At 71.8% G+C, this 25,897-nt stretch carries 22 protein-coding genes; 12 read left to right on the top strand and 10 right to left on the bottom strand.

Annotated features, from left to right (window positions below; translation table 11 throughout):
* Window positions 1-47: 47 nt before the first annotated feature.
* Window positions 48-980 (bottom strand): S1 family peptidase, encoded by a 933-nt coding sequence (locus ACZ7G3_RS02515; protein WP_470922909.1) that lies wholly within the window; start codon window positions 978-980, stop codon window positions 48-50.
* A gap of 599 nt (window positions 981-1,579) precedes the next feature.
* Between ACZ7G3_RS02515 and ACZ7G3_RS02510 the strand changes: the two genes are divergently transcribed.
* On the top strand, window positions 1,580-2,791 hold the full coding sequence (locus ACZ7G3_RS02510; protein ID WP_426523796.1) for a pyridoxal phosphate-dependent aminotransferase: 1,212 nt from the start codon (window positions 1,580-1,582) through the stop codon (window positions 2,789-2,791).
* A gap of 81 nt (window positions 2,792-2,872) precedes the next feature.
* The gene (locus ACZ7G3_RS02505; RefSeq protein ID WP_426597012.1) at window positions 2,873-3,295 is read left to right on the top strand and encodes an SCO4983 family protein; all 423 of its coding nucleotides are present in this window, start codon (window positions 2,873-2,875) and stop codon (window positions 3,293-3,295) included.
* Window positions 3,296-3,374: 79 nt separating this feature from the next.
* Here ACZ7G3_RS02505 and ACZ7G3_RS02500 read toward each other — a convergent pair whose 3' ends face one another.
* Window positions 3,375-5,003, bottom strand: coding sequence for a nuclease/transposase family protein (locus ACZ7G3_RS02500; protein ID WP_470923186.1), 1,629 nt, complete (start codon window positions 5,001-5,003; stop codon window positions 3,375-3,377).
* Window positions 5,004-5,202: 199 nt separating this feature from the next.
* Here ACZ7G3_RS02500 and ACZ7G3_RS02495 point away from each other — a divergent pair, with 199 nt between their 5' ends.
* Window positions 5,203-5,406 carry a hypothetical protein gene (locus tag ACZ7G3_RS02495; protein WP_426526262.1) on the top strand — a complete coding sequence of 68 codons (204 nt, stop codon included), beginning with the start codon at window positions 5,203-5,205 and terminating at the stop codon, window positions 5,404-5,406.
* Window positions 5,406-5,888, top strand: coding sequence for an ATP-binding protein (locus ACZ7G3_RS02490; protein WP_470922908.1), 483 nt, complete (start codon window positions 5,406-5,408; stop codon window positions 5,886-5,888). Before ACZ7G3_RS02495 ends, ACZ7G3_RS02490 begins: the two co-directional genes overlap by 1 nt.
* Before the next feature lie 27 nt (window positions 5,889-5,915).
* Here the strand turns inward: ACZ7G3_RS02490 and ACZ7G3_RS02485 are convergent, their stop codons facing one another.
* Both ACZ7G3_RS02485 and ACZ7G3_RS02480 read right to left on the bottom strand, forming a co-directional pair.
* Window positions 5,916-6,089 (bottom strand): hypothetical protein, encoded by a 174-nt coding sequence (locus ACZ7G3_RS02485; RefSeq protein WP_470922907.1) that lies wholly within the window; start codon window positions 6,087-6,089, stop codon window positions 5,916-5,918.
* Between the two features lie 78 nt (window positions 6,090-6,167).
* Window positions 6,168-7,040 carry an oxidoreductase gene (locus tag ACZ7G3_RS02480; protein WP_470922906.1) on the bottom strand — a complete coding sequence of 291 codons (873 nt, stop codon included), beginning with the start codon at window positions 7,038-7,040 and terminating at the stop codon, window positions 6,168-6,170.
* A 61-nt stretch (window positions 7,041-7,101) separates the two neighbouring features.
* Between ACZ7G3_RS02480 and ACZ7G3_RS02475 the strand changes: the two genes are divergently transcribed.
* The 5 genes from ACZ7G3_RS02475 (at window position 7,102) to ACZ7G3_RS02455 (ending at window position 12,447) form a co-directional block, all read left to right on the top strand.
* Window positions 7,102-7,695 carry a TetR/AcrR family transcriptional regulator gene (locus ACZ7G3_RS02475; protein ID WP_470922905.1) on the top strand — a complete coding sequence of 198 codons (594 nt, stop codon included), beginning with the start codon at window positions 7,102-7,104 and terminating at the stop codon, window positions 7,693-7,695.
* A 349-nt stretch (window positions 7,696-8,044) separates the two neighbouring features.
* Entirely contained in the window at window positions 8,045-9,121 is a 1,077-nt protein-coding gene (locus ACZ7G3_RS02470) for a hypothetical protein (RefSeq protein ID WP_470922904.1), read from the top strand.
* 17 nt (window positions 9,122-9,138) lie between these two features.
* Window positions 9,139-10,317 (top strand): toxic anion resistance protein, encoded by a 1,179-nt coding sequence (locus ACZ7G3_RS02465; RefSeq protein ID WP_470922903.1) that lies wholly within the window; start codon window positions 9,139-9,141, stop codon window positions 10,315-10,317.
* A complete protein-coding gene (locus ACZ7G3_RS02460) occupies window positions 10,314-11,858 on the top strand; it encodes a vWA domain-containing protein (protein WP_470922902.1) in 1,545 nt (514 codons plus the stop codon). Before ACZ7G3_RS02465 ends, ACZ7G3_RS02460 begins: the two co-directional genes overlap by 4 nt.
* A complete protein-coding gene (locus ACZ7G3_RS02455; RefSeq protein ID WP_470922901.1) occupies window positions 11,845-12,447 on the top strand; it encodes a hypothetical protein in 603 nt (200 codons plus the stop codon). The genes ACZ7G3_RS02460 and ACZ7G3_RS02455 overlap by 14 nt, the downstream gene beginning before the upstream one ends.
* Before the next feature lie 365 nt (window positions 12,448-12,812).
* On the opposite strand, the gene ACZ7G3_RS02450 is transcribed toward ACZ7G3_RS02455, so the two are convergent.
* Window positions 12,813-14,642 carry a phosphoenolpyruvate carboxykinase (GTP) gene (locus tag ACZ7G3_RS02450; RefSeq protein WP_470922900.1) on the bottom strand — a complete coding sequence of 610 codons (1,830 nt, stop codon included), beginning with the start codon at window positions 14,640-14,642 and terminating at the stop codon, window positions 12,813-12,815.
* A gap of 295 nt (window positions 14,643-14,937) precedes the next feature.
* Between ACZ7G3_RS02450 and trhA the strand changes: the two genes are divergently transcribed.
* The 3 genes from trhA (at window position 14,938) to ACZ7G3_RS02435 (ending at window position 17,107) form a co-directional block, all read left to right on the top strand.
* Complete coding sequence (trhA, locus tag ACZ7G3_RS02445) at window positions 14,938-15,642, top strand: PAQR family membrane homeostasis protein TrhA (RefSeq protein ID WP_426597030.1); 705 nt, start codon at window positions 14,938-14,940, stop codon at window positions 15,640-15,642.
* Between the two features lie 336 nt (window positions 15,643-15,978).
* On the top strand, window positions 15,979-16,710 hold the full coding sequence (locus tag ACZ7G3_RS02440) for a Mut7-C RNAse domain-containing protein (RefSeq protein ID WP_470922899.1): 732 nt from the start codon (window positions 15,979-15,981) through the stop codon (window positions 16,708-16,710).
* Window positions 16,711-16,771: 61 nt separating this feature from the next.
* Window positions 16,772-17,107 (top strand): hypothetical protein, encoded by a 336-nt coding sequence (locus ACZ7G3_RS02435; protein WP_426597032.1) that lies wholly within the window; start codon window positions 16,772-16,774, stop codon window positions 17,105-17,107.
* Here the strand turns inward: ACZ7G3_RS02435 and ACZ7G3_RS02430 are convergent.
* The 5 genes from ACZ7G3_RS02430 to ACZ7G3_RS02410 form a co-directional block, all read right to left on the bottom strand.
* Entirely contained in the window at window positions 17,094-19,505 is a 2,412-nt protein-coding gene (locus ACZ7G3_RS02430) for a galactose oxidase-like domain-containing protein (protein WP_470922898.1), read from the bottom strand. The two genes, ACZ7G3_RS02435 and ACZ7G3_RS02430, sit on opposite strands and share 14 nt — an antisense overlap.
* Entirely contained in the window at window positions 19,502-20,689 is a 1,188-nt protein-coding gene (locus ACZ7G3_RS02425; protein WP_470922897.1) for a glycosyltransferase, read from the bottom strand. Before ACZ7G3_RS02425 ends, ACZ7G3_RS02430 begins: the two co-directional genes overlap by 4 nt.
* On the bottom strand, window positions 20,686-22,335 hold the full coding sequence (locus ACZ7G3_RS02420) for a phospholipid carrier-dependent glycosyltransferase (RefSeq protein WP_470922896.1): 1,650 nt from the start codon (window positions 22,333-22,335) through the stop codon (window positions 20,686-20,688). The genes ACZ7G3_RS02425 and ACZ7G3_RS02420 overlap by 4 nt, the downstream gene beginning before the upstream one ends.
* Window positions 22,332-23,594 carry a glycosyltransferase gene (locus ACZ7G3_RS02415; RefSeq protein WP_426597036.1) on the bottom strand — a complete coding sequence of 421 codons (1,263 nt, stop codon included), beginning with the start codon at window positions 23,592-23,594 and terminating at the stop codon, window positions 22,332-22,334. Before ACZ7G3_RS02415 ends, ACZ7G3_RS02420 begins: the two co-directional genes overlap by 4 nt.
* 215 nt (window positions 23,595-23,809) lie before the next feature.
* Window positions 23,810-25,843 carry a thioredoxin domain-containing protein gene (locus ACZ7G3_RS02410; protein WP_470922895.1) on the bottom strand — a complete coding sequence of 678 codons (2,034 nt, stop codon included), beginning with the start codon at window positions 25,841-25,843 and terminating at the stop codon, window positions 23,810-23,812.
* Between the last annotated feature and the right edge of the window lie 54 nt (window positions 25,844-25,897).

Raw genomic sequence — 25,897 nt, 5'->3', positions numbered from 1 at the left:
CCGCCCCGGCCCGCCCAGGCCGTAACGGTCCGGGCGGGCCCGTCCCGTTACGGCTTGGGCACGGCGCAGCCGCTCGCCCCGAGGTCGAGCCTGTTGTCCACGCCGAAGCAGGCGGGGAACAGGTAGGTCTGCTGGGCGTAGTTGATGCCCTGGCGGACGGTGACCCGGCCGTTCTCGTCGACCTCGCACGGGTTGTTGACCGTGCAGCGCTCGCCGCTCTCGTTGCCGGTGTTGTTGACGGCGACCACCGCGCCGGTGGCGCTGTCGACGACCGGTGAGCCGGAGGTGCCGCCGATGGTGTTGCAGGCGGAGGTGTAACGGACCGAGTCCTTCCAGGTCCAGTCGCCCTCCTTCATGCGGTACGCGAACCCGTCGACGGAGCAGTTGTATATCCGCTTCCAGTAGCCGGAGACCACGCTGATGGCCGTGCCGGCCGTCGGCCGGGTCCCGCTCAGCGTCAGCGCGTCGATCCCGTAGGAGCTCCTGATCTGCGCGTACGTCGTGCGGAGCCGGTAGACCGCCGCGTCCGTGTCGGTCATGGTCGCGTACACGAGCCGGTCGGCGCGCAGGGTGGCGACCCTGGTCCCGGAGGCGTTCAGCAGCCCGAAGGTGCGGCTGGACGCCCGGTCGACGAGGACCTGGCCGGGCGCCGGGAAGCCGCTCTCCAGGCAGTGCCCGTTGGTGAGCACCAGCGCCGGGTCGTCGGCCGCCGAGTCGGGCATGCGGACGACGGAACCGGAGCAGTTGCTGAGCGAGACGGTGCCGGCGAAGTTGACCGCGCCGGCCCTGGGCGCGGTGAGGCCGGACAGGGTGTCCGCCGCGGTACCGACCACGTCGTTGACGGCGTCCGTCAACGTGGCCGGGCCCGCGTCCGTGGTCGTGTCCGCGCCCGTGGGGGCGGGCGCGGCGGCGACCGCGGGTGCCGCGCCCGCCCCGGCCAGGGCCAGGGCGCAGAGCGCGACGACGAGAGGTTTTCTCATGGGGGTCCCCTCTTGCGACGTCGGGCGGCCGGAAACCCTCCGGCCGCCCTGGGATTGTCATGCGCATTGTCATCATGCGGACGGCGAGGGGGCAAGGTCCGTTTGCGACGACCGGCGCCGCCGTGGGGGCGCGGGCCGCCGGCGCCGGACACAAGCGCCCGGACGGCCCGCCGCGGACACCGTGCGCGGCACCGCCCTCTCGGGCCCGGACGACCGCCGCACCCACGCCCACCTGGGACGTTTCCGGCCCGCCCCGCGGCCCGGCCGGTCGCCGACGCCTCCCGGACCAGGGTCGCCCGTCCCCGTGGAGGCGGCGGGGGGCGCCGTGGGGAGGGCCGGTGTGGAGGTGGTGGAGACACCGCCCGAGGGCGCGGACGACGGCCCGTCGGCCGGATCCGCACCGTCCGGCACGCCGTTCACTCCGTCGGCGCACGGAGACGACTACGGAGACGGCTACGGAGACGGCCCCGACAGGGCCGCGCACCGGGGAACACGAGGGGCGCCCGGGCCGACGCGCGCACCCACTCATCCGGAGCGACGCGTTCCACGTGGCGGACGACACGGCCCGCGGGGCGATACCGGGCCGTAAGCTCCCAGGCATGCAGGTGATCCAGTCGACCAAGCTCGCCAACGTCTGTTACGAGATCCGGGGCCCGGTGCTCGAGGAGGCGATGCGGCTGGAAGCGGCCGGTCACCGGATCCTCAAGCTGAACACCGGCAACCCGGCGGCGTTCGGCTTCGAGTGTCCGCCCGAGATCCTGGAGGACATCCTCCGCAACGCCTCGACGGCGCACGGCTACGGCGACGCGAAGGGCCTGCTGGCCGCCCGCCGCGCCGTGGTCATGCACAACCAGACCCTCGGCATCGAGACCGACGTCGAGCACGTGTATATCGGCAACGGCGTGTCCGAGCTGATCGTGATGGCGATGCAGGGCCTGCTGGACGACGGCGACGAGGTGCTCGTCCCCGCGCCCGACTACCCCCTGTGGACGGCGGCCGTCGCGCTCTCCGGCGGTACGGCGGTGCACTACCGCTGCGACGAGCAGTCCGACTGGATGCCGGACCTCGCCGACGTGGAGCGCAAGGTCACCGACCGCACCAAGGCGATCGTCGTCATCAACCCGAACAACCCGACCGGCGCGGTCTACGACGAGGCGGTCGTCAAGGGCCTCACCGACATCGCCCGACGGCACAACCTGCTGGTCTGCTCGGACGAGATCTACGACAAGATCCTCTACGACGACGCCCGGCACGTCCCCACCGCCTCCGTCGCGCCCGACCTGCTCACCCTCACCTTCAACGGCATGTCGAAGGCGTACCGGGTGGCCGGCTACCGGGTGGGCTGGATGTCGATCTCGGGGCCGCGCGCCCACGCCGACTCCTACATCGAGGGCCTGACGACCCTGGCGAACATGCGCCTGTGCGCCAACATGCCGGGCCAGCACGGAGTGGTCGCGGCGCTCAGCGGACGCCAGACGATCAACGACCTGGTCCTCCCCGGCGGCCGGCTGCGCGAGCAGCGGGACGCGGCGTACGAGCTGCTGACCCAGATCCCGGGCGTGAGCTGCGTGAAGCCGAAGGGGGCGCTGTACCTCTTCCCGCGCCTGGACCCCGACGTCTTCAAGATCAAGGACGACCGGCGGATGGTCCTGGACCTGCTGCGCCGCGAGAAGATCATGGTCGTCCAGGGCACCGGCTTCAACTGGCCCGAACCCGACCACTTCCGGGTCGTCACGCTCCCCTCGGTCACCGATCTGCGGGACGCGGTGGGCCGTATCGGCCGGTTCCTGGACGGTTACGGGCAGCCCTGAGACCTGCCCTTTCGTCAACGAATCAACTTTAGACAGAATCTAAGCTAGGATGGATTCCTGTTAGCACCCAGGAGGCCATCCATGTACGAACCGATCCGTGCCAAGTCGGTCCACAGCACGATGGCCGGCACCCCCCACGACTTCCCCCACCGCTCCCGTGAGGAAGAGCTGGACATCCAGCTCGCGGGCCACCTCGCCGCACTGCTCACCGTCACCGACGAGCTGCGCGCGACGGCACCCTCGGCCGATCTGGACGCCGCGGCCGAGCGGCTCGCCGAGCAGGTGACCCGCCTGCGGGGAGGACGTACGCCGGCCCGCGCGTCGGCGACCGCGAAGGGCCGCACGCCGAACGCGGCGGCCCTGCACCGGCGGGCGCACTCGCGCGCCGGCCGCGCCCTGGTCGTCGCCGCCTCCCGCGCCGACACGTCGGCCGCGATCCTCGCCGCCGAACGGATGGACGCGCACACCGCGGCCCTGCAGCCGCCCACCCTCGCGTCCCACTGAGCCCACCCGGGCTCCCCTCGAACGGCCCCGGTCCGCGTGCACCCGCAGCGACGCGCGGACCGGGCGCCACACACCGTTCCTATTCAGTGTGCAGGAGTGAGTGCTGGACCCATTCCTGCACACTGCGGACATCCCGAACGGTTTTGGGTGTCCTGGTCGCCCGCTTTCGCTCCGTGTCCGGTTTCACGGATCGTGTCCGTGGTCCGGGAACACGGGGGCGGGGTCCCTCACGCCCAGAAGCCTCTGGTGGGGCCTGGACGGTCCGATGCCCGCATCCATCGCTCTGGTGGGTGCGGGGCGGTGCCGTCCGACGCCTGACCGGATAGCCCTGGGCGCGTCGCCCGATCGCGATGCTCGCGGCATCGTGCCGGGTCGTCTTACGGGTATGGCTGGTGAGGGGTTTCTGCCAGTGCTGGGCGCCCCACTTCGAGGTATAGGCGGGGTCGACGGCGATGACCGTGATCCCGATCTGGTCGGCCATGGAGGTCAGGCGGGCGCGGAGGCGGCCGGTGGGCATGCCGGAGATCAGCTGCCTGAACCGTTTCCTGCCGCCGTGTTTCTCGCGGGTCGTCTCGGCGGTGAAGTCGAGGTCCTCGACGGCGATCGCTGTCACGCCGCAGGCCCGGGCCCAGTGCAGGAGCCGGGTCAGGGCGTGGCGGACCTGCGCGTCACGGTGTTCGGCTGGTCCGGTGAGGTCGTAGGAGAAGCGCCGGGGGCTGCCTACCGGGTTGCCGTGGGTGTCCAGGCGCCAGGCGGCGAGGTGGTCGGCGTTCATGTCGACGCCGATCACACCGTCGGCCAGTGCAGCGGCCAGGGGGAGTGTGCGGGTGACGGGCTGTTGCCAGGACGCCGTTACATACCAGCGTCCGCGTGTCGTGTCGTGGTGGATGCGGTAGGCGACGGCCCGGTTGGCTGTCACGCGGTCGGCCCATTCCTGCCCGCGGTGCGCGAACCGGATGCGGCCGGTGAGGACGTACCGGCCGTGCGGAGCATTGGCCAGCCCTTCGAGCGGGGCGGGGAGTCGGATGCTGACTTCACCGTCCGGGCTGACCCGGATCGTCTCGTTGCCGAACCGTTTCCCGCTCTCCCCGTCCGCCTGCAGGAACCAGCGTGCCGCTTCCCAGCGTTCACGCCACTGGGCCTCGGTGAGCCGGGCGGCGGGCAGGTGGTGCCGGGTGTGGGCCAGGTGCTTGCCGCCCCGGACGACGTGCACGGTCCCGGCCGCCCAGTCCGCACGCGCGTGCTCCAGCCGGGTCTCCAGTACGTGCAGGCGGCGGGCCTTGGCATGCCACTCCCGCCGACTGCGGTAACCACCCGGGGCCTTCTCCGAACCCTTCGAACCGACCGGCAGCGACAACCGCTGCCGCACGGCCCGCACCCCTGCCTCCAGGGACTGCAGGTGGGCACGCTGACAGCGGCGGGCCAACGCCCACTGATCGTGTGTGGCTTTCGTGATCGAGCCTGCCCACCGGGCCGACGACTGCGGGGTCAGCTCCCGCTTGCGCACCGCCCACCCCTCGGCATCATGCCCCAGGCCGTCCCGGCAACGCGCCTTCAGATCACCCGAGGCCAGCGTCCCCAGATGCGCGCCCACCCGCCGCAGCACCTCCACATCCGCGACCGTGAGCTGCTTGAGCCGGGTGCGGACCGCAACCCCCGACGGGCCCCGCGCGACGAACGGCGCCGCAAGCTTCCGCAGACCACCCACCATGCACCCCCGTTCAAGCGCCACACCCTGAAAACCCGCTCACCACACCCAACGAGCAGACCAGTCAAAGGTCACCCATTCGACACACGGACTCCCGTTCCCCCAGACGCAACAAAGCGCAGCCCACGGACCACACCCACTCACTCACACACGCCAGAACACACTCATACGCACTCAGAGACGAGCAGCTCCACCCCCCATGCACAGCCCCACCGAAGCCGACGCCTGCGCCGAGGAGTTGCGGGCGGCGCTCGCCTCGCACGGCATCACCCTGCCGTCCCTCGGCGTCGACCTGCCGACCTTCGCGGCCCGCTGCCCCACCCGGCCGCTGATCGCGCTCGGCAACTGCAACCTCCTCACCGCCCAGGCCCTGACCGCCGCCCTCCGCAAGGGGGCCGTGTGATGCGACCGGTCACCACCCTGGAGCTGCTCGCGGCACCGGCCGAGCTGTCCGCCGTACGCCGTGCCCTGCGCGACTACGGCGCCGACGTCCAGCTCTGCGCCAGCGAGCTGGTCACGAACGTGATCCAGCACCTCGGCGAGGGCATTCCCGTCACCGTCCGGGTGTGGTGCGACGGCGGCGGGCCTACGCGCCTGGAGGTCACCGATCCCGACCCGCGTGCGCTGCCCGTCCTGCGGGCGGCGGTGGGTGTCGAGGAGGAGTCGGGGCGTGGGCTCGCGCTGCTGGACGCGCTGACGGTGAGGTGGGGCGTGACGCAGGGGCCCAGCCACAAGACCGTGTGGTGCGAGGTGAGGGAGGGGCCGTCGGACGGCGGCGTTGTCCCGGGCCGGGGCGCGGTGTCAGTGGCGTCCGTTTCCACCGGGCGCCGCCCTGAGCCGGAGAGCGTTGCAGGGACGACTACCGCGGGCCGCGGCCCGCGGTAGTCGTCCCTCAGTCCGCGTCGCGGGGCGTCAGCCGCCCAGGACCGAGCCGAACTCGGTGTTCGGGCGGGTGAGGCCGAAGTCCTGCACGCTGAACGAGCTCGCGCCGGTCGTCGTCAGCCCGGCCGCCGAGCCGCGCAGCACCCCGTCGGCGCCGTCGCGCACCGACCCGGCCGGTGAGGTCCGGATCTCCAGGACGGACACGGAGCCGGGTGCACGCGGTGCGCCCGCGACACCGCTACGGCCTCGTCGAGCCGCACGACCCGTCGGGGCGGTGAGACCTCAGTCGCGCACCGACACCTTGGTGAGCTGCTCGGAGACCTCCCAGAGACGGCGCGCCAGCTCGGGGTCGCGGGCCGCTTTCGGGGCCTGCACCGGTTTGGGCGCGCCGTACATCTGCAGGACACCGGGCCCCACATAGGTACCGCCGGGGATGTCGGCCGTGGCGGCGTACAGGGTCGGCCGCGCGCCGGCCGCCGCCGACGACGCGAACAGGGGAGTGCTCAGCCGCATCAGCGTATGCGCGAAGCCGCGCGCGCCCGACAGGGCGCCGGTCGCCGCCCAGCCCGGGTGCGCGGCGGTGGCGAGGACCTCCGAGCCCGCCGCCGTGAGCCGTCGCTGCAGTTCGAAGGTGAACAGCATGACGGCGAGCTTCGACTCGTTGTAGGCGCGGGAAGCGTGGTAGCTCCTGCGCTCCCAGTTCGGGTCGTCGAGGTCGAGACGGGCCGCCTGGGCGACGGACGAGATCGAGACGACGCGACCGGTGAGGTGCTCACGCAGGAGCTGCGTCAGGGCGAAGTGACCGAGGTGGTTGACGCCGAACTGCGCCTCGAACCCGTCCTTGGTGCGGGTCAGCTCAGGCGGGTAGATGGTGGCGGCGTTGTTGACCAGCAAGGAGATTTCGCCCTGCCAGTCATCGGCGAAGCGCCGGATGGAAGCGAGGTCGGCGAGATCGAGCGCGCGGACCTCGGTCCGTCCGGACAGCTCCGCGGCGACGGCTCGCCCTTTGTCGACATGGCGCACCGCGAGCACGACGCGGGCCCCGGCGGCGGCGAACGCTCGCGCGGTCTCGCGCCCGAGGCCGCCGCTCGCACCGGTGACGATCACCGTTCCGCCGGAGAGATCAGGAAGGTGAGTGGCGTGGGATTCGCTCATGGCGCCAATCTAGACACTGTCAAGAAACTTGGCAACGACAAGATGCGGGTAATATCTGCCTGTGCCCAACGAAGCCCGCCCGTACCACCACGGCAACCTGCGCGCCGCGCTGCTCGACGCGGCCGAGCGCAACGTCGAGAGGTCCGGGACGGAGCAGCTGTCGCTGCGGGAGCTGGCGCGGGTCGTCGGGGTCAGTCACGCGGCGCCGCGCGCCCACTTCGCCGACCGTCAGGCGTTGCTGGCCGCGTTGGCGGAGCGGGGTTTCGGCCGCCTGGGCGCGCAGTTGAAAGCTGCACGCGACGGTGCCGGTCCGGATTTCGGCGAGCGGCTGCGGGCGGTGATAGCCGGGTTCATCACCTTCGCGAACAGCAGGCCCGTGCTGCTGGACCTGATGTTCTCCGCGAAGCCGTACGGGGACAAGGCGCGGCTGCCGGCGGCGGCCGAAGCCCTGGCGGTGGTGTACGACCTGATCGGCGACGGCGTGGCCGAGGGCGCGCTCGCCCCGGGTAACCCCGAGCGTTACGGGCTGCTGCTGTACTCGTGGGCCCAAGGCCTCGCGAACCTGATCGCCGGCGGCGGCCTCGAACCCGAGGTGACGGACTCACTCGTGTCCGACGCGGTGTCGACGTTCATCCGCGGCAACGCCGCCGGCTGAACGCGCCCGGCCGGCACCCCGATGCGAGGCGTGTACCGCTTGCCCCGCGCGCTTGCGCTCCGGCGACCGGCCGCCCCCGGAGCGGTACCGACAGAGGGACGTCGCAGGACGCCCCGTGAACCAGCACGGCGGAACCACGACTACTCGATCGACGGGATCGCCGGGGACGGCGCCGAGGACGCCTTCAAGAGGTTCGCCGACCGGGCGTGGAGCGCCTGCTGATCCGAGCCGCGGAGCCGCTGGCCGGAGGGCGGAGTGGCTGGCTCCTGTTACATACCGGTATGACCCGGACACCGTCCGTTCACCCGGGCCGCCGGGGAACGTTGGGTTCCGCGGGGATGCTCCGGGGGTGAGACGAATTATGGGAATCGTCCTCGCGGTGCTGCTGATCGGTGGCGTGGTGGCCGCCGTCGTCGCGGGCCGGGACAGCGAGGAGACGGGCACGGCAACGAAGACCGTGCGCATGGTGATCGGATCGGAGAAGGCCGAGTTCTTCGCCGATCCGGACGTGGTGGAGGCCCTCGCCGCCAAGGGCTACACCGTCGAGGCCGAGACCTCCGGGTCCTGGGCCATGGAAGGGCTGGACCTCGAGGGGTACGACCTCGCCTTCCCGTCCAGCCGGGCGCCCGCCGTCGAACTGGCCGAGAAGTACAAGGTCCGGGGGATGCTCCCGCGCCCGTTCTACTCGCCCCTCGTCGTCGTGTCCCGCCGCGGGGCCGCCGAGGTGCTGGCCGCGAACGGGCTGGCCGAGCTCGACGAGGAGAACCCGGGCACGCTGAAGATGGAGGCCTACCTCGACGCGGCCGGGCGCGACCGCACCTGGCAGCAGCTCGAGGGGGCCGGGAAGTACGGGGAGCTGACCGGCACCCTCTACATCTCCAGCACCGACCCGGAGAGCTCGAACTCCGGCGCGCTGTACCTCGCCGCCGCCTCCTACGTCGCAGGCGGCGGCAAGGTGGTCGCGAGCGACGCCGACGTCGAGCGCGCCGCTCCCCTGCTGCGCAAGCTGGTCAGCGTCCAGGGCGCCCAGCAGACCGGCACGGACGCCGCGTTCCGGGACTTCGTCAGCGGCGCCGGCAACCCACTCGTCCTCGTCTACGAGTCCCAGGTGGCCACGCTCCTCGACGAGCAGCAGAACGCGGACGACCTCGTCGTCCTCTACCCGGACACCACGGTCAACAGCGACCACACCGTCGTCCCGCTCACCGAGAACGGCCGGGGGCTCGCCGAGCTCCTCGGCGACGACCCGACGTTGCGCAAGCTGGCCGTGCGGCACGGCTTCCGCCCGCAGGGCGACGTGGCCGAGTTCGCGGCGGCCGCCGTGGGCCGCACCGCCTACCTCAAGCAGCGACTGACCGGCGTCCGCCAGGCGCCCGTGCCCACCTCCGCGGTGCTGCGCGAACTGGCGCGACGGGCGCGCGGATAAGGGGGGAACAGCAACCGATGAACAGCAGCGCAGACGGCGACTTCGTCCTCACACCGCCCGAGGCCGTCACGCCCGTGCCGCGGGAGAAGGCCGGCGGGCTCGTGCCCGTCGACGACGGCGTGCGCGCCGGCATGGCGGCCAAGGCCGCCGCGTACGTCGAGGGGCTGGCCGCCCTGGACGCCCGCTCCCCCGAGTTCGCGGGCAAGGTCGGTGAGATCACCGCACTGGGCGCCGGCGAGATGCGTACCGCCACCGCGCAGTCCAACCGCATGCTGGAACGCACGGTCCGCAGCCTGCCCGACAAGGGCGGCGACGCCCAGTCCAAGGTCGCCGGGTCGCTCGTGGAACTGCGGCGCGTGGTCGAGGACCTGGACCCGCGCGACCTGCCCGCGAACAAGGGCCGCACGTTCCTCTCCCGGCTGCCGGGCGGCAACAAGCTGCGCGACCACGTCGCCACGTACGCCTCCGCGCAGGGCACCCTGAACCAGATCGTGGGCTCCCTGCGGGGCGGACAGGACGAACTGCGCCGCGACAACGCGGCGTTGCAGACGGAGCGGGTCCGGCTGTGGGAGACCATGGGCAAGCTCCAGGAGTACGTCGTCCTGACGGAGGCCCTGGACACGGCCGTCGGGCAGCACATCGCCGGCGTCGAGGCGGCCGACCCCGCGCAGGCCGACTCGCTCCGCGCCGACGTCCTCTTCCCCGTCCGGCAGAAGCACCAGGACCTGCTCACCCAGCTCGCGGTTGGCGCGCAGGGCTACCTCGCCATGGACGTCGTACGCCGCAACAACGACGAGCTGATCAAGGGCGTGGACCGGGCGGCCACCACCACGGTGTCGGCGCTGCGGATCTCCGTGATGCTGGCGTCCGCGCTGGACCACCAGAAGAAGGTGGTCGAGCAGGTCAACGCGCTGCGCGGCACCACCGAGGAGCTGATCCGGGGCAACGCGGAGATGCTGGCGACGCAGAGCGGGGAGATCCAGCGCATCGCCGCCGACCCGGCGGTCGGGGCGGAGACCCTGCGGACCGCGTTCCAGCAGATCTACCGCACCCTCGACACCATCGACACCTACAAGGTGCGGGCGACCGAGGCGATGGCGGTGACGGTGGAGAACCTGACCTCCGAACTCCAGCACGCAAGCAGTTACTTGGAGCGCAGCCGGTCGCAGGGCGCGCTGGAAGGGGGGCTCGGATGAGACGACGGTCCCTGGCCGCGCTGCTCGCCGCCACCGCGGCCCTGCTGGGCGCGTGCACCGCCGCACCGGAGAAGGAGAAGGAGAAGGACCCGCACTCCGCCGAGCCGGGCACCCTGCGGGTCCTGGCCTCCAGCGAACTCAGCGACATGACGGCGGTGCTGGAGCAGGTCGGGAAGGACACGGGCGTCACCGTCCGGCCGACCTGGATCGGCACCCTCGACGCCGTGGACATGCTGGCCACGGGGAAGGCGGACGGCAGGTACGACGCGGTGTGGCTGTCCTCCAACGACTATCTGCGGCTGCGCCCGGAGGCGGCGGAGAAGGTCGTCTCGGAGACACCCGTGATGTCCAGCCCGGTCGCCATCGGCGTCAAGCCGGCCACCGTGCGGCGGCTGGGCTGGAAGCCGGAGGACGTCACCTGGTCCCAGGTCGACCGGGCCGTGCGGGAGGGGGAGCTCAGCTACGGCATGACCGACCCGGCCCGTTCCAACTCCGGTTTCGCCACGCTGGTCTCGGTCGCCTCGGCGCTCTCCGGAGCCCAGTCCGCGCTCACCGACGCCGACGTGACGAAGGCGCGCCCGCGGCTGAAGGAGTTCTTCCAGGGGCAGAAGCTGACCTCGGGCTCGTCGGGCTGGCTGGCCGGCGCCTACTCCCGCCGCGGTGACATCGACGCGCTCCTCAACTACGAATCCGTCCTGAAGGGGTTCAAGGACCTGACGGTGATCCGCCCGAAGGACGGTGTCGTCACCGCCGACTACCCGCTGTCGTCGCTCGCCGCCACGGACCAGGAGACCCGCGACGACGTGCGCCGGGTGGCCGAGGCGCTGCGCACGGACGGTGTGCAGCGGCTGATCACCGACCGTACGTTCCGCCGGCCGGTCGTCGCCTCCGTGCCGCCGGCGGCCGGCCTCGACACGAGCAGGCGGCGCGAGCTGCCCTTCCCCGGCGACCTCTCGGTCGCCGACGGCCTGCTCGACGCCTACGAGAACGAACTGCGCCGCCCCTCGCGGACTGTGTACGTCCTCGACACCTCCGGCTCGATGGAGGGCGAGCGCCTCAGCCGGCTGAAGCAGGCGCTGACCCGGCTCACCGGGGACTTCCGCGACCGGGAGGAGGTCACCCTGATGCCGTTCGGGTCGGCGGTGAAGAGCGTGCGCACCCATGTCGTCGAGCCGGACGCCCCGGAGCAGGGGCTGGAGGCGATCCGCCGGGACACCGCGGCACTGCGGGCCGAGGGCGACACGGCGATCTACACGTCCCTGGAGAAGGCCTACGACCACCTCGGCACCGGTGAGGACACGTTCACCTCGATCGTGCTGATGACGGACGGCGAGAACACGGCCGGCGCCGAGGCGGGCGACTTCGACTCCTTCTACCGGGGGCTGTCCGGCGACCGCAGGAACACCCCCGTCTTCCCCATCCTGTTCGGTGACTCCGACCGCGCGGAGCTGGAGCACATCGCCGAGCTGACCGGCGGCCGGCTGTTCGACGGGCAGGGCTCGCTCGACGGGGCGTTCGAGGAGATCCGTGGCTACCAGTAGGGCGATGGCGTATCTGGAGTCCCGCAAGAACCTGGCCGGGGGCGCGGGCGGGCTGGCGGGGCTGGTGCTGACGTTCACGGGCGTGGCGGGCCCGTACTGGCCGGTCGTGGTGGTGGGGCTGTACGGGGCCGGCGCGCTGATCGCCCCGCCCGAGCGGCCCGCGCCGCCCGAGTTCCCCGACCCGTCCGCGCAGCTGGACGAGGTGCGGGCGGACTTCGAACGGCTGCGGGACTATCTCGCGGACGTCGATCTGCCGCCCACCGCGCGGGGCCGGCTCGACGAACTGACGGAGCTGCTGGCCGCGTTGCTGGATCCCGGGTGGGCGACCGAGATCCTCGCCCAGGACCCGGAGGCCGTCCACATACTGTCGCGAGCGGTACGGCAGGACGTGCCGGAAGCCGTCGACGCCTACGTCCGCACCCGCTGGTGGACGCGGCTGACGCCGGGGCAGATGCCTCCGGAGCAGCACCTGGTGCGTCAGCTGGAGTTGCTGCACGCGGAGGCGGAGCGGCTGGCGCAGCAGCTGCGGGAGACCGAGGCCCGGCGGCAGGAGTCCCACACGCGGTACCTGGAGGACCGCTCGGGCTGACCGGCGCCGGGCGAGTCCGGACACGCCGAGGGCCGGGCACGCCGAAGTCCGGACCCGCCGAAGGCCGGACACACCGAAAGTCCGGACACACCGAAGGCCGAACACACCGAAGGCCGGATACACCGAGGGCCCGGGCACACCGAAGGCCGGATACACCGAGGGCCCGGGCACGCCGAAGTCCGGGTACGTCGAAGGGCCGGGTCCTCCGCACGCCGTTGTGCGGCGACCCGGCCCGAGCGGGACCTCCCCCGCGCTCCGGGGTACTACGAGCTACTGGAGCGGAGGGAGACCCCCTCGCGGCCGGCCTTCGTGACGACTTCGCGGGTCAGGGCTAGTCGGACCGGCCGCGGAGACTGCGGGGGACGTCAGCCCAGGCGCTGCACCAGGGCCCGGTACTGGTCCCACAGCTCGGCGGGTGTGTGGTCGCCGAAGGTGTTCAGGTGCTCGGGGACGAGCGCCGCCTCCTCGCGCCACACCTCCTTGTCGACGCTGAGCAGGAAGTCCAGGTCGGCGTCGGCGAGGTCGAGGCCGTCGGTGTCCAGGGACTCCTTGGTCGGCAGGACACCGATCGGGGTCTCGACGCCGTCCGCCTTGCCCTCCAGGCGCTCCACGATCCACTTCAGGACGCGGCCGTTCTCGCCGAAGCCCGGCCAGACGAACCTGCCCTCGTCGTCCTTGCGGAACCAGTTGACGTAGTAGATCTTGGGCAGCTTGGACTGGTCCTTGTCCTTGGCCACGTCGATCCAGTGCCCCATGTAGTCGCCCATGTTGTAGCCGCAGAACGGCAGCATGGCGAACGGGTCGCGGCGCAGCTCGCCGACCTTGCCCTCGGCGGCGGCGGTCTTCTCGGAGGCCACGTTGGCGCCGAGGAAGACGCCGTGGTTCCAGTCGAAGGACTCGGTGACCAGCGGTACGGCGGTGGCGCGGCGCCCACCGAAGAGGATCGCCGAGATCGGCACGCCCTTGGGGTCCTCCCACTCCGGCGCGATGATCGGGCACTGGGCGGCGGGGGTGGTGAAGCGGGCGTTGGGGTGGGCGGCCGGGGTCCCGGACTCGGGCGTCCAGTCGTTGCCCTTCCAGTCCGTGAGGTGGGCCGGGGTCTCCTCCGTCATGCCCTCCCACCACACGTCGCCGTCGTCGGTGAGGGCGACGTTGGTGAAGACGGAGTTGCCCCACAGGGTCTTCATCGCGTTGGCGTTGGTGTGCTCACCGGTGCCGGGCGCGACGCCGAAGAAGCCGGCCTCGGGGTTGATGGCGTACAGGCGGCCGTCCTCGCCGAAGCGCATCCAGGCGATGTCGTCGCCGATGGTCTCCACGGTCCAGCCGGAGATCGTGGGCTCCAGCATGGCGAGGTTGGTCTTGCCGCAGGCCGACGGGAAGGCGGCGGCGACGTACTTGGGCTCGCCGGTGGGCGGGGTCAGCTTCAGCACGAGCATGTGCTCGGCGAGCCAGCCCTCGTCGCGGGCCATGACGGAGGCGATGCGCAGGGCGTAGCACTTCTTGCCGAGCAGGGCGTTGCCGCCGTAGCCGGAGCCGTAGGACCAGATCTCGCGGTCCTCGGGGAAGTGCGAGATGTACTTGGTGGAGTTGCACGGCCACGGGACGTCCTCCTGGCCCTCCTCCAGGGGAGCGCCGAGGGTGTGCACGGCCTTGACGAAGAAGCCCTCGTCGCCGAGCTCGTCCAGGACCGGCTGTCCCATGCGGGTCATGGTGCGCATGGAGACGGCGACGTACGCGGAGTCGGTGATCTCGACGCCCAGCGCGGACAGCGGGGAGCCGAGGGGGCCCATGCAGAAGGGCACGACGTACATGGTCCGGCCGCGCATGGAGCCGCGGAACAGGCCCCCTTCGCCCTTCTCACCCGTGAAGATCTCCCGCATCTCGGCGGGGTCCTTCCAGTGGTTGGTCGGGCCGGCGTCCTCCTCCTTCGCGGAGCAGATGAAGGTCCGGTCCTCGACGCGCGCGACGTCGGAGGGGTCGGAGGCCGCGTAGTACGAGTTGGGGCGCTTGATCGGGTCGAGCTTGCGGAAGGTGCCCTTGTCGACGAGCTCCCCGCACAGGCGCTCGTACTCGGCCTCGGATCCGTCACACCAGACCACTTCGTCCGGCTGGGTCAGTTCGGCGATCTCGTTCACCCACGAGATCAGCTCCTGGTGGTCGGTGGGGACGGGGGGAGCAGCGATGTCGCGCGCCACGATTGCTCCTAAATGAGGGTTTTTGGTTGGGAGGCCCCGTGGGGGCTGCGACCCGGATGCGTGACGATGACCTCTTGGGCGCTCATCCGGTGTCGACCGCACTCATTTGATCATCCGACGAGAGCGCCCATCTGTCCAGAGGGCGTCACACCTGAGCGGAGTGAGGATCGCCACGTGCCCGCGCCGGAGTTTTTCGGGGGTGCGCGGCCGGGTACCCCGTGAGACGATGACCACTCAGCGACCACGAACGTCCGTACTGATGCGTAACTTACGGTCCCGTAGGTACGATGCGCCCATGACTGCGTCCGCTTCCGACGCGCCCAGGGACACGCCGGCCGCCGGCCGCGGTCCCGTAGCGCTCTCCCTGCCGCATCCGGTCAAGCCGAAGCTGCGCGGCTGGCTGCATCTCGGCATGTTCCCGGCCGTCCTCGTCGCGGGTCTGGTCCTCACCGCCCTCGCCGAGTCGACCGAAGCACGCATCGCCTGCGGGATCTACGTCCTCACGGCCTGTCTGCTCTTCGGCGTCAGCGCGCTCTACCACCGGGGCGACTGGAGCCCGCGGATGGACGGCGTACTGCGCCGCCTCGACCACGCCAACATCTTCCTGATCATCGCGGGCACCTACACCCCGCTCACGATGCTCCTGCTGCCGGAGGCCAAGGGCCAGTGGCTGCTGTGGGGCATCTGGGCCGCCGCCGCCGCGGGCATCCTCTTCCGCGTCTTCTGGGTCGGGGCCCCGCGCTGGCTGTACACGCCGTGCTACCTCGCCATGGGCTGGGCGGCCGTCTTCTACCTCCCCGAGTTCATGCGGGCCGGCGGCATCGCCGTCCTCGTCCTGGTGATCGTCGGCGGACTGCTCTACAGCGCGGGCGGCGTGATCTACGGCCTCAAGCGGCCCAACCCGTCACCGCGCTGGTTCGGCTTCCACGAGGTCTTCCACTCCTTCACGCTGGCGGCCTTCATCGCGCACTACGTGGGAATCTCGCTGGTCGCCTACTAGACGCGCCGTCGAAGGCCCGGTGCGCCCCGTGCGGGCGCCCCGTGCGGGCGCGTCGCGGCCGGCCGCGCCCGCGCGGGGCGGGCCGCGGACGGTAGAGCCCGCGCCCCGCGGGCAGCCCATCCGCGGCAACGACCCCCATGACGGCCGCACGCCCCCGCTTCCCCGCTCCCCCGCTCCCCCGCCGACCGCTCCCGCGGCCCGGCGGTACCGGGCCGAGCACCACCACGAGAAGGATCCGGCCGACCTGGCCGCACGCGCCCCGGACGTCCTGGAGCACGGACGCCGACTCCCCGGAAAGGCTGAGGCCGCCCCCCTGCCCCATGGCATCCTGACCCGGTGAACGGTCCCGAGATCCGCGTCGAATTCGCCCCCGAACTGCACCTGTTCGTCCCGCGGGCCCGCCCCACCGGCGCCGCCCGCGCCACCACCGACGGCGTCTCCACGCTCGGCCACGTCGTCGAGTCCCTCGGCGTCCCGCTGACCGAGGTGGGCACGCTCCTCGTGGACGGCCGCGAAGTGCCGCGCGGACACGTTCCCAGCGGCGGCGAGTCGGTCAGCGTCCGGGCCGTCGAACGCCCGCAGCGGGTTCCGGGCGCGCCCCTGCGCTTCCTGCTCGACGTGCATCTCGGCACCCTCGCCCGACGGCTGCGGCTGCTCGGCGTGGACACGGCGTACGAGTCGACGGACCTCGGCGACCCGGCGCTCGCCGCGCTGTCGGCCGACGAGAAACGGGTCATGCTCAGCCGCGACCGCGGGCTGCTGCGCCGCCGCGAACTGTGGGCCGGCGCCTACGTCTACAGCAACCGCCCCGACGACCAGCTCCGCGAGGTCCTGGACCGGTTCCGGCCCGAGCTGCGCCCCTGGACCAGGTGCACCGCCTGCAACGGGCTGCTGAAGCAGGCCACCAAGGAGGAAGTCGCGGACCAGCTCAAGGGCGGGACCGAACGGTCGTACGACGTGTTCGCGCAGTGCCGCGCGTGCGGGCGGGCGTACTGGAAGGGCGCGCACCACGAGCAACTGGAGGCCATCGTGGAGGCGGCGGTGCGCGCGAGTACTCAGGGCGGCTGAGCACGCGGATCGAGTACGCGGACCGATCACACGGGGCGGCCGACGCGGTGTGATGGACGGCATGACCACTCCGCCCGCGCCCGTCCCGCCGCTGCCCACCGCCCGCATCGTGACCGGGTGCTCCGTGGCCGGGCTCGTCCTGCTGCTGCCGACCGTCGTCCTCGCGTGGCTGGCCGTGTTCGCCTCCGAACGCGGCGGCCGGTGTCTGACGTACGGCGAGCGGTGCTCGACCGTGCCGGGCGAGGCGCTGTGGGCCTGCTTCTGGGCGGCGGCCCTCCTGGGCGTGCTGGCGCTCGCGTGGCCCCGTACCCGGTGGAGGCCGGTCGGGTACGGGGCCGTCGCCCTGCAGTGGGGTGCTCAGCTCACGCTGGGCGGGCTGATCCTCAGCGGCGCCTGACGTCCCCCTTCCCGCAGGCGGTGCCGTCCCCGTTCGCGTCCAGGCGCAGCGGGTCGTCCTTGCCGTTGACCTTCAGCCGGCCGTAGTCGTGCTCCTCCAGCCAGGTGCAGCGCTCCGCCGTCGTCGCCTTCACCTCGGCGGGGAAGGCGGTCGGCACACAGACGTTGGCGGAGCCGTAGTGCCGGTCGCAGCCGGAGACGGTGGGGCCGACCGGCTGCGCGGCCCGCTTCTCGGCGGCCGCCGCCACCTTGCCCTGGGGGGCGTCGGCGAAGGAGTGGACGTGCGCGGAGGCGTCCTTGGTGCTGAGCGCCCGCGGACCGTCCAGGTGCACCCACTTCGCCACCGAGGGCACGCCGCCCGCGTCGACCGCGAAGAGCATGTACCAGCCGGGCGGGGCCAGATTGGGGTTGCTGGTGACGTTGAGGTCGACGTTGTTCCCGTCGACGGACAGCGGCAGGTCGACGAACCGCTGGTTCGGGTCGGAGGAGTGGGTGACCGCGGCCGGGCGGATCAGCTCGGCCTTGGCGATGGGCCGGTCCACGGTGATCCGCTGGGTGTCGCCGTAGTTCCACTCGGTGTCGATGACCGAGGTGATCGCCGGACGCTCGCCCTTGAAGAGGTAGGGCGGGGTGTAGACGGACACGTCGTGGTTCCAGGAGCCGTTGCCCGGGTTGTCGCCGGTCGTCATCACCCGGCCGTCGGGGAGCAGGAACGCCGAGGAGTGGTAGCCGCGGGCCTCCGGGTCGGTGGCGACCGGGTCGAAGGTCTCCGTCTCCGGGTCGAAGATCGACGTCTCGAACACCGGGTCGGCCCGGTTGTGCAGCGCGCCGCCGGTCTCCAGCACCGTGCCGTCGGGCAGCAGGACGGTGGAGACGTACATCTTGCCCTGGTCGCCGGTCTGCGGGACCGGGCCGTCGCCCAGGTCGACGGTGCCCTGCGGGAGCGGCGGCCCGGCGACGTACGCCGGGTCGGGCTGCTTGAGGTCGATGATGTCGGTGAGGCGGTTGGCGTCCGGGTTGGAGTCGATGTTGCCGCCGCCGACGGTCAGCACCTTCTGGTCCTGCGCCGGGGGCAGCAGGACGCTCATCGACTGGTCCCGCTCGTCCTTGCGCTGGAGGCCGGGGACCTCGGTGATCGTGTTGGCCCCGTAGTCGTAGATCGCCGAGCCGGTGCCGGGGATGTTGTCGCCGAAGACGTGGCTGCCGGAGTAGAAGAGCCGGCCGTCCTGCATGAGGATCATCGACGGGTACAGGCCCCAGTACGACCAGGTCTGGTTGACCTGCCAGGTCGGCAGCCACTTCTGCTGCTCGTCGGACCACAGCTCGGCCGTCACCGAGCCGGTGGAGTCCTCGCGCAGGCCGCCGAAGGAGATGACGTCGCCGTTGCCGAGGATCGTCGCCGACGGGTACCAGTGGCCGTCGTTCATGTCGTTGGTCTTGAGGTAGGTCTCGGTCTCCGGGTCGAAGACGTACGAGTCCTTGTAGCCCTGGTAGCCGATCGTGCCGTCCGCCGAGGGGTAGCCCAGGTTGCCGCTCATGACGAGGACGCGGCCGTCCTTGAGCTGGACGTGCCCGGCGCAGAACATGTCCTTCGGCGTCGGGATCGTCCTGTAGTCGCCGGTCTGCGGGTCGTACACGGCCGAGGTGAAGGTGCCCGCCTCGAACATCTCCGGGTCGTTGCCGGAGCCCGCGATCAGCAGCACCTTGCCGTTGTGGAGCACGACGGAGTGCATGGAGCGGACCGGGTTCCGCGTGGGCAGCACGTCCCAGCGCCCGTTGGCGCACTCCTCGGCGGTGCCCGTGCACCCGGGCTCCGGGACCGGGTCGGCGACCTGCTCCATCGTGTAGTCGTCGGTGGTCGCCGAGCCGGTGCCGTAGACGGAGACGCCCCAGCTGATGCGGTCGGTGCCGGCCGGGACCTCGGGGGTGCGGACGCTCGCCTCGGTCCAGTCGGCGGCCAGGTCCAGGGTCTTCAGGTCGGTCCAGTACTGCCAGCCCGCGGTGGCGTCGTGCCGGAAGAGGGTGAGGGAGGCGTCCGGGGTGGTGGTCTTGTACCAGAGCGACAGGTCGTACTGCCTGCCCGCCGTCACCACCGGCGCGCACTCGGCGGACTCGGTGATCAGGGCCTTGCGGTCGCCGTCGGTCCGGCGGGTCAGCTCGACCTTCATGGCCCGGTCGCCGGAGTGGGCGTCGGCGACGGTCTCGTAGCTGAAGTCGTTGTCGCCCCAGCCGGACTTCTCCCAGCAGTACGGCATGCCGCCGGTGCCGGCGGTCTCGAAGCCGGGGTTCTTGACGAGGTTGGCGGCCGACGCGGGCTGCGGTGCGGTGAGGAGGAGCCCGCCGGTGAGGGCGGACACCGCCAGGAGGGCGGAGGTTCTCCTTCGGGTTCTTCTTCTCATGCCTCACTCCTTGCTGTGCCGGCCTTGCGGCGGCGCGGGAGGTACACGAGCGCTTCGGTCCCGGCGAAGCGCAGGACGAAGGTGATGACGAGGGCCAGGGCGGTGGCCGGCAGCACGGCCAGCCCGAACTCCCCGACGAGCAGGGCGATCAGCGGGATGCGCAGCACCAGGTCGGCGTTGGCGATCAGCACGAACCTGAGGGTCCGGTCGGCCCAGTGCCGGTGCCTGCGCCGGTCGCGGAAGAGCAGCCGCTCCAGCAGCAGGAAGTTCCAGGCCACACCGAACTGGTTGGCGGCGATCTCGGCGGGCAGGTAGTGCACGCCCGCCTCGGTCAGCGCCCACAGCGCGGCCAGGTTCGGCACGAAGCCGCTCAGCCCGATCAGCCCGAACACGACCATGCGGGCCAGCGGCGAGGCGGTGCGCAGCCCGGCCAGGTGGCGCAGGAAGCGCAGCCCCTCCCGCGCCGTCGACTTGGACTCCCCGGCGAAGCGCTCCTCGAAGACGAACGGCACCTCGGTGACCGTCTGCGGGCGGCCGCGGACGGCGAGTTCCAGGAGGATCTTGTAGCCCAGCGGCTTGAGCACGTCGGCGGTGACCTCGCTGCGGCGGATGGCGAAGAAGCCGCTCATCGGGTCGCTGATGCCGTGCAGGCGGCGCGGGAAGAGCGCCTTGGTGAGCCAGGTCGCCGCGCGGGAGACGGCGATCCGGTAGCTGCCCGCGAGCCCGGCGCGGCTGCCGCCCTTGATGTAGCGGGAGGCGACGACGAGTCCGGCGTTCGCCCGCTCGCCGGTCGCCACCAGCTCCGGCACGAGGGACGGCGGGTGCTGGCAGTCGCCGTCCATGACGACGATCCAGTCCGAACCGGCCGCCTTCATGCCCTCGACGACCGCGCCGCCCAGCCCGCCGGCCGGCTCCTCGCGGTGCAGGACGGTGACCGGGAAGGGGCAGTCCGGCGCCGCCGCGCGGATGACGTCCGGGGTGTCGTCGGTGGAGTCGTCCACGAAGACGACCTCGCAGGGCAGCCGGGCCGGCACGGACTCGGTGATCAGCCGCAGCAGCCGCCGTACGTTCCCCGACTCGTTGAAGGTCGGTACGACGATGGTGACGGCACCCGGCTCGGGCACCTCCGAGGCGCGTACGGCCGGATGTCCCAGCTCGTCGGGGACGGTCGACTCGTGGCTCATCGGGCGGCTCCGGAAGGCTGGACGCGGCGGATCTCGATACGGTCCGCACCGGTGCCGAAGACGGCTACCGGAGCCGAGTGGTTCATGGCCGCCTTGACGTTGGGCAGGTCGACCGCGTCGCGCCGCACCGTCGGGGAGGCGACCACGTAGTCGATGTCGCGCCAGCCGCCCGGCATCGTCTTCGTCACCGCCGGGTCGAGATCCGCCTTGTAGAACCAGATGACCCCGAGCCCGGGTTCGTACCCGGCGTGCACCAGGTCCAGCCAGAGCGCGTCGTCGACGAGGACGCGGGTGTCCTGCGGGTTCGGCACCTCGCTCGCCAGCCAGTCGGCGGCGGCCTCGTAGGGGGCGTTGGCGTCGGCGGTGACGGCGGTGCGGTCGCCGTCGTACCAGCGGGGCACGACGTAGGCGCCCGCGGCGAGCACCAGGACGCCGGCGAGCGCGTACCGGGCGAGGGTGATCCCCCGTTGCTCGGCCTCCGTGCGCCATCTGCGCAGCACGGCGTGGGCGACGCTCGCGGCGCCGCCGGCCAGCACCAGGGCGAGGAAGGGCAGGGCCTGGATGACGTACATCGCGGGCAGGTAGCCGCTCGGGCGCAGGGCGAGGGTGGCGAGGATCGCCACCGTCAGGGCCGGTCCGGCCAGGGACCGCGCGGTGACCGACCAGCGCCAGGTGGCCAGCAGGAGCAGCGCCCCGGCGAGGCCGCCGAGCGGCAGGACCCGGTCGTAGTACAGCCAGGACTGGAGGACGCCCCACGAGCCGGAGCCCTCGTCGAGGATGAAGCCGGAGCCGGGCCGGGTCAGCTGGTACTCGATGCCCTCCCACAGCGAGACGTGCCCGCCGCCCGGCAGCAGTTCGCCCTTGAGCAGGGCGAACAGGGGGTAGGAGAAGCCGATCAGCGCGCAGGCCGTGACGGCGCCGGTCACCGCGAACTTGCGGGTGTCCTTGTGGCTGTGCCGCCACATGGTGACCAGCACGGCGGGCAGGACGACGAGCATCGTCTCCTTGGTGAGCACGGCCGTGGCGGCGGCGATGCCCGCGCCGAAGTGGTGCCACAGGTGGCGGCTCGGGGAGGCGGCGAGCGCGAACGCCAGCAGGGTCCACATCACCGCGAGGTTGTCGAGGAAGATCTCCCGCTGGAGCACCACCGACAGCGGGGAGAGCCCGAAGAGGGCCATGGCGAGTCCGGCCGCCCAGCGTGGCAGGGACAGCCGGCGGGCGATGACGTAGACGAGGACGGCGGAGACGGCGCTGACGGTCAGCATCACGCCGCGCATGGCGCCGACGGTCATCGACTCGGGGCTGACCAGCGCGGGTATCCAGGTCAGCACGGCTATCTGGATCCAGCCGAGCGGCGGGTGGTCGTACCAGTAGGTGTAGTGGGCGAGGCCCTCGCCCTGCTGGACGGCCCAGGCCTGGGCGAGGTAGGTGCCCTCGTCGTCGCTGAGGGTCGGGTAGGCGGAGATGTTCCAGCCCTGGACGAGCATGATCGCCACGAGCAGCGTGCCGCACAGCAGGAGGTCGGGGCGCGAGGAGCGCAGGCGGCCCGGTGGCGCCTTCGTGCCGGTGGCCGGGCCGGTGTCGTGGGCAGGCTGCCGCTGCGCGGGGACCGTGGTGCCGGCCGCCGCGGGGAGGGTGGAGGTCACGCGGGAACGTCCTCTCGGTCCGCGGGTGCGAGGTGGGCGCCCACGTGGCTGGTCAGCTCCCAGTCGTTGCGGCCGCGCTGCTCACGCCATACGGCGCGGACGGCGGCCCCGGCGAGGAGGACCTGGTAGAAGGGGCCGCCGACGATCAGCTTCAGGTAGTGCGTGAAGCGGATCCGCAGGCCGTACTGCTTGCCGAAGTCGTGCAGGCCGACGACCTCGAAGACGAAGGTGACCAGGGCGGTGACGGCCGGCAGGAAGGTGACGAAGGCGATGCCGACGGGCACGTCCAGGAAGAGCGCGACGGCCGCGTTGAGCGGGATGATCACACCGGTGAAGGCCTGCAGGAAGGGCGTCATCAGGGTGTAGCGGGCCAGCAGCCGCTGGCTGAAGGTGGGCAGCTGGGTCCAGTCCTTCTTCCGGTACACCTGGAGGAAGCCCTGGTTCCAGCGGGTGCGCTGCTTGAGCAGGGACACCAGCGTGCCGGGCGTCTCCTCCCGGGTGACCATGTCGGAGTCGTAGGCGACGACGACCTTCTTGCCGGTGCTGGAGAGCCGGACGCCGAGGTCGCAGTCCTCCGCCAGGCAGTCCGGGTCCCAGCCGCCGGCCGCCCGCAGCACGTCGGTGCGCACGAAGACGGTGTTGCCGCCGAGCGGGATGAACCCCTTCTGCGCGTGCAGGTGCAGCCGGGAGCGGAACCAGAAGAAGTACTCCAGGCAGTTGCGCAGGCTGTACCAGCTGGAGTGGAAGTTGATCAGCTGGACGCCGCCCTGCACGACGTCGGCGCCGGTGGTGCGGAAGGCGTGGTCGACGTGGGCGAGCAGTTCGGGATGGACCTGGTCCTCGGCGTCGAAGACCCCGACGACGTCACCGCGGCAGTGCGGCAGCGCCGTGTTCATCGCCCTCGGCTTGTTCTTCTTCTCGTGGGTGTCGACGACGACCCGCACCCGCGGATCGGCGCCGGCGGCCTTCTCGGCGACGGCGGTGGTCTCCGGGTCGTCGTGTCCGACGATCACGATGATCTCGAAGTCGGTGTGGGACGAGGTCAGCAGCCGCTGGATGGTGTGGTCGAGCACGGCCTGCTCGTGCCGCGCGGGCACGAGCAGCGAGAACGAGACGTGCTCGTCGCCGTCGGGCGGGCTGAACCGGGTGGAGGCGAGTACTTCCGGCGTGCGCCAGGCGTGCATCTGCCACCACAGCGTGAACGCCGCCATCCAGAAGAGCGCCAGTGAAACGGCAGCGATGAAGACGGACGTAAGCAAGAAAGATCCCCCCAGATCTCCGAACTCCCCCTGACGCGGCGGAGCACCCGGACGGGGCGCCCGCTCCGCCGAGTCACGGTGAAGAGACTAGGGGTAACCTGTGAAACTCATAAGGTGTTTGAGTGAAGGGCATGTTTCCTCACTACGAGGACCGGGTCTGATCAGTCGCCTGCCGGTTACGTTCCGAATACGTGCGGTTCTGCCGTTCCGGCTGTTCAGGTGGTACGCAGCGCGGTACGCAGACGTTCCGGGTCGGTGGTCGGCGCGTCACAGGTGAAGTTCCGGCAGACGTACGCGGCCGGTGCCGCGTCCATCAGCGGCCGGCCGGCGAGCAGGGGGAACTCGTCGCTCCCCTCGGCGCCGACGGCGACGACCGCACCGGGCGCCGTCCCCAGGAGTGCCGTACGGTGCAGGCCCTGCGTGGCGCTGTCATCCGGCGCGGGCCCGACGACGGCGACTTCGCGCGGCCCGTCGAGCAGCGCCTCGGCGGCGGCCAGCCCCCAGCCGACGAAACGCGGGACCCGCGGGCCGAGCGCCTTCACCACGCCGAGGGCGTGTTCGGCGGCGGTGCGGTGCGGCGCGGAACCGGTGTGGGCGGCGTAGGACAGCAGGGCGCTCGCGGCGGCGGTCCAGCCGGACGGGGTGGCGTTGTCGGTGGGGTCCTGCGGGCGGCGGATCAGCTGCTCGGCGTCGGCCGCGGTGTCGTAGAGGGAACCGGAGTCGTCGGTGAAGCGGGTGAGGACGTGGTCGAGGAGCAGCCCGGCGAAGTCCAGCCAGACACCCTCCCCGGTGACCGACGCGAGCGCGAGGAAGCCCTCCGCCACGTCGGCGTAGTCCTCCAGCACCCCGGCGTGGGCCCCCGCCCGGCCGTCCTTGCTGGTGCGGCAGAGCCGGGCCTGCTCGTCGAGGTGCAGCCGCACGAGCAGGTCGGCGGCGGCGACGGCGGCCTCCACCAGGTCGGGGCGCTCGAAGTAGGCGCCCGTCTCGGCGAGCGCGGCGATCGCGAGCCCGTTCCAGGCGGCGACCACCTTGTCGTCCCGGCCCGGGGCGGGACGGCCGTCGCGGGCGGCCAGCAGCCGCCTCCTGACCGAGGCGATCCGCTCGGCGTCGAACACGCCCTCCTGCTGCGGGAGTTGCAGCACGGAGGAGCCGTGCTCGAAGGTGCCCTCCTCGGTCACCCCGAAGTACCGGGCGGCGAGTGCGGCGTCGTCGGCGCCGAGGACCTCGGTGAGCTGCGCGGGCGTCCACACGTAGTAGGCGCCCTCGACGTGCTTCCCCATGCCGTCGTCGCTGTCCGCGTCCAGCGCGGAGGCGAAGCCGCCCTCGGCGGTGCGCAGTTCGCGCACCATGAAGTCGGCGGTCTCCAGCGCGACCCGGCGGGCGAGGTCCGAGCCGGTGGAACGCCACAGGTGGGCGTAGACGCGGCACAGCAGGGCGTTGTCGTAGAGCATCTTCTCGAAGTGCGGCACGACCCACTCGCGGTCGACGGAGTAGCGGGCGAAGCCGCCGCCCAGCTGGTCGTAGATGCCGCCGCGCGCCATCCGCTCGCAGGTGTCGCGCGCCATCTCCAGCGCGCCGTCGGCGCCGGTGCGGGCGTGGTGGCGCAGCAGGAACTCGACCACCATGGACGGCGGGAACTTCGGCGCCCCGCCGAACCCGCCGCGCTGCGGGTCGTACTCCCGGGTGAGCCCGAGCAGTGCCTGTCCGAGCTCCGCCTCCCCGGGCGGCCGGGCGTCGCCGTAGGAGATCTCCCGCCCGGCGAGGTCCCGCACGATCTTCCCCGCGACCTCGGTGACCTCGTCCCGCCGCTCCGCCCACGCCTGGTGGACGCCCTGGAGCACCTGCCGGAAGGACGGCATGCCGTGCCGGGGCTCGGGCGGGTAGTAGGTGCCGAAGTAGAAGGGCTCCGCGTCCGGCGTCAGGAACACGGTCATGGGCCAGCCGCCCTGCCCGGTCGCCGCCTGCACGGCCTCCATGTAGACGGCGTCGACGTCGGGGCGCTCCTCGCGGTCGACCTTGACGCTAACGAAGTGCGAGTTCAGGAACTCGGCCGTGGGCCCGTCCTCGAACGACTCGTGCGCCATCACGTGGCACCAGTGGCAGCTGCTGTAGCCGACGCTGAGCAGCACCGGCACGTCCCGCCGCCGCGCCTCCTCGAAGGCCTCGTCCGACCAGGGCCACCAGTCGACGGGGTTGTCGGCGTGCTGAAGGAGATAGGGGGACGTCTCGTGCGCCAGTCGGTTCGGCATGGTGTCCATCCTGCCCCAGTACCCGCGCGTCCCCGGACGGCACACCGTCGTGGC

The organism is Streptomyces sp. NPDC037271 (assembly GCF_055603605.1).
This window is presented reverse-complemented; position numbering and strand designations above follow the sequence as displayed.

Bases quoted from the DNA above. Each gene is read 5' to 3' on its own strand.
- ACZ7G3_RS02495 (WP_426526262.1), top strand. From the start codon at position 5,203: ATGCACAGCCCCACCGAAGCCGACGCCTGCGCCGAGGAGTTGCGGGCG.
- ACZ7G3_RS02435 (WP_426597032.1), top strand. From the start codon at position 16,772: ATGACCACTCCGCCCGCGCCCGTCCCGCCGCTGCCCACCGCCCGCATC.
- ACZ7G3_RS02505 (WP_426597012.1), top strand. From the start codon at position 2,873: ATGTACGAACCGATCCGTGCCAAGTCGGTCCACAGCACGATGGCCGGC.
- ACZ7G3_RS02410 (WP_470922895.1), bottom strand. From the start codon at position 25,843: ATGCCGAACCGACTGGCGCACGAGACGTCCCCCTATCTCCTTCAGCAC.
- ACZ7G3_RS02425 (WP_470922897.1), bottom strand. From the start codon at position 20,689: ATGAGCCACGAGTCGACCGTCCCCGACGAGCTGGGACATCCGGCCGTA.
- ACZ7G3_RS02430 (WP_470922898.1), bottom strand. From the start codon at position 19,505: ATGAGAAGAAGAACCCGAAGGAGAACCTCCGCCCTCCTGGCGGTGTCC.
- ACZ7G3_RS02465 (WP_470922903.1), top strand. From the start codon at position 9,139: ATGAACAGCAGCGCAGACGGCGACTTCGTCCTCACACCGCCCGAGGCC.
- ACZ7G3_RS02510 (WP_426523796.1), top strand. From the start codon at position 1,580: ATGCAGGTGATCCAGTCGACCAAGCTCGCCAACGTCTGTTACGAGATC.
- ACZ7G3_RS02460 (WP_470922902.1), top strand. From the start codon at position 10,314: ATGAGACGACGGTCCCTGGCCGCGCTGCTCGCCGCCACCGCGGCCCTG.
- ACZ7G3_RS02515 (WP_470922909.1), bottom strand. From the start codon at position 980: ATGAGAAAACCTCTCGTCGTCGCGCTCTGCGCCCTGGCCCTGGCCGGG.
- ACZ7G3_RS02490 (WP_470922908.1), top strand. From the start codon at position 5,406: ATGCGACCGGTCACCACCCTGGAGCTGCTCGCGGCACCGGCCGAGCTG.
- ACZ7G3_RS02480 (WP_470922906.1), bottom strand. From the start codon at position 7,040: ATGAGCGAATCCCACGCCACTCACCTTCCTGATCTCTCCGGCGGAACG.
- trhA (WP_426597030.1), top strand. From the start codon at position 14,938: ATGACTGCGTCCGCTTCCGACGCGCCCAGGGACACGCCGGCCGCCGGC.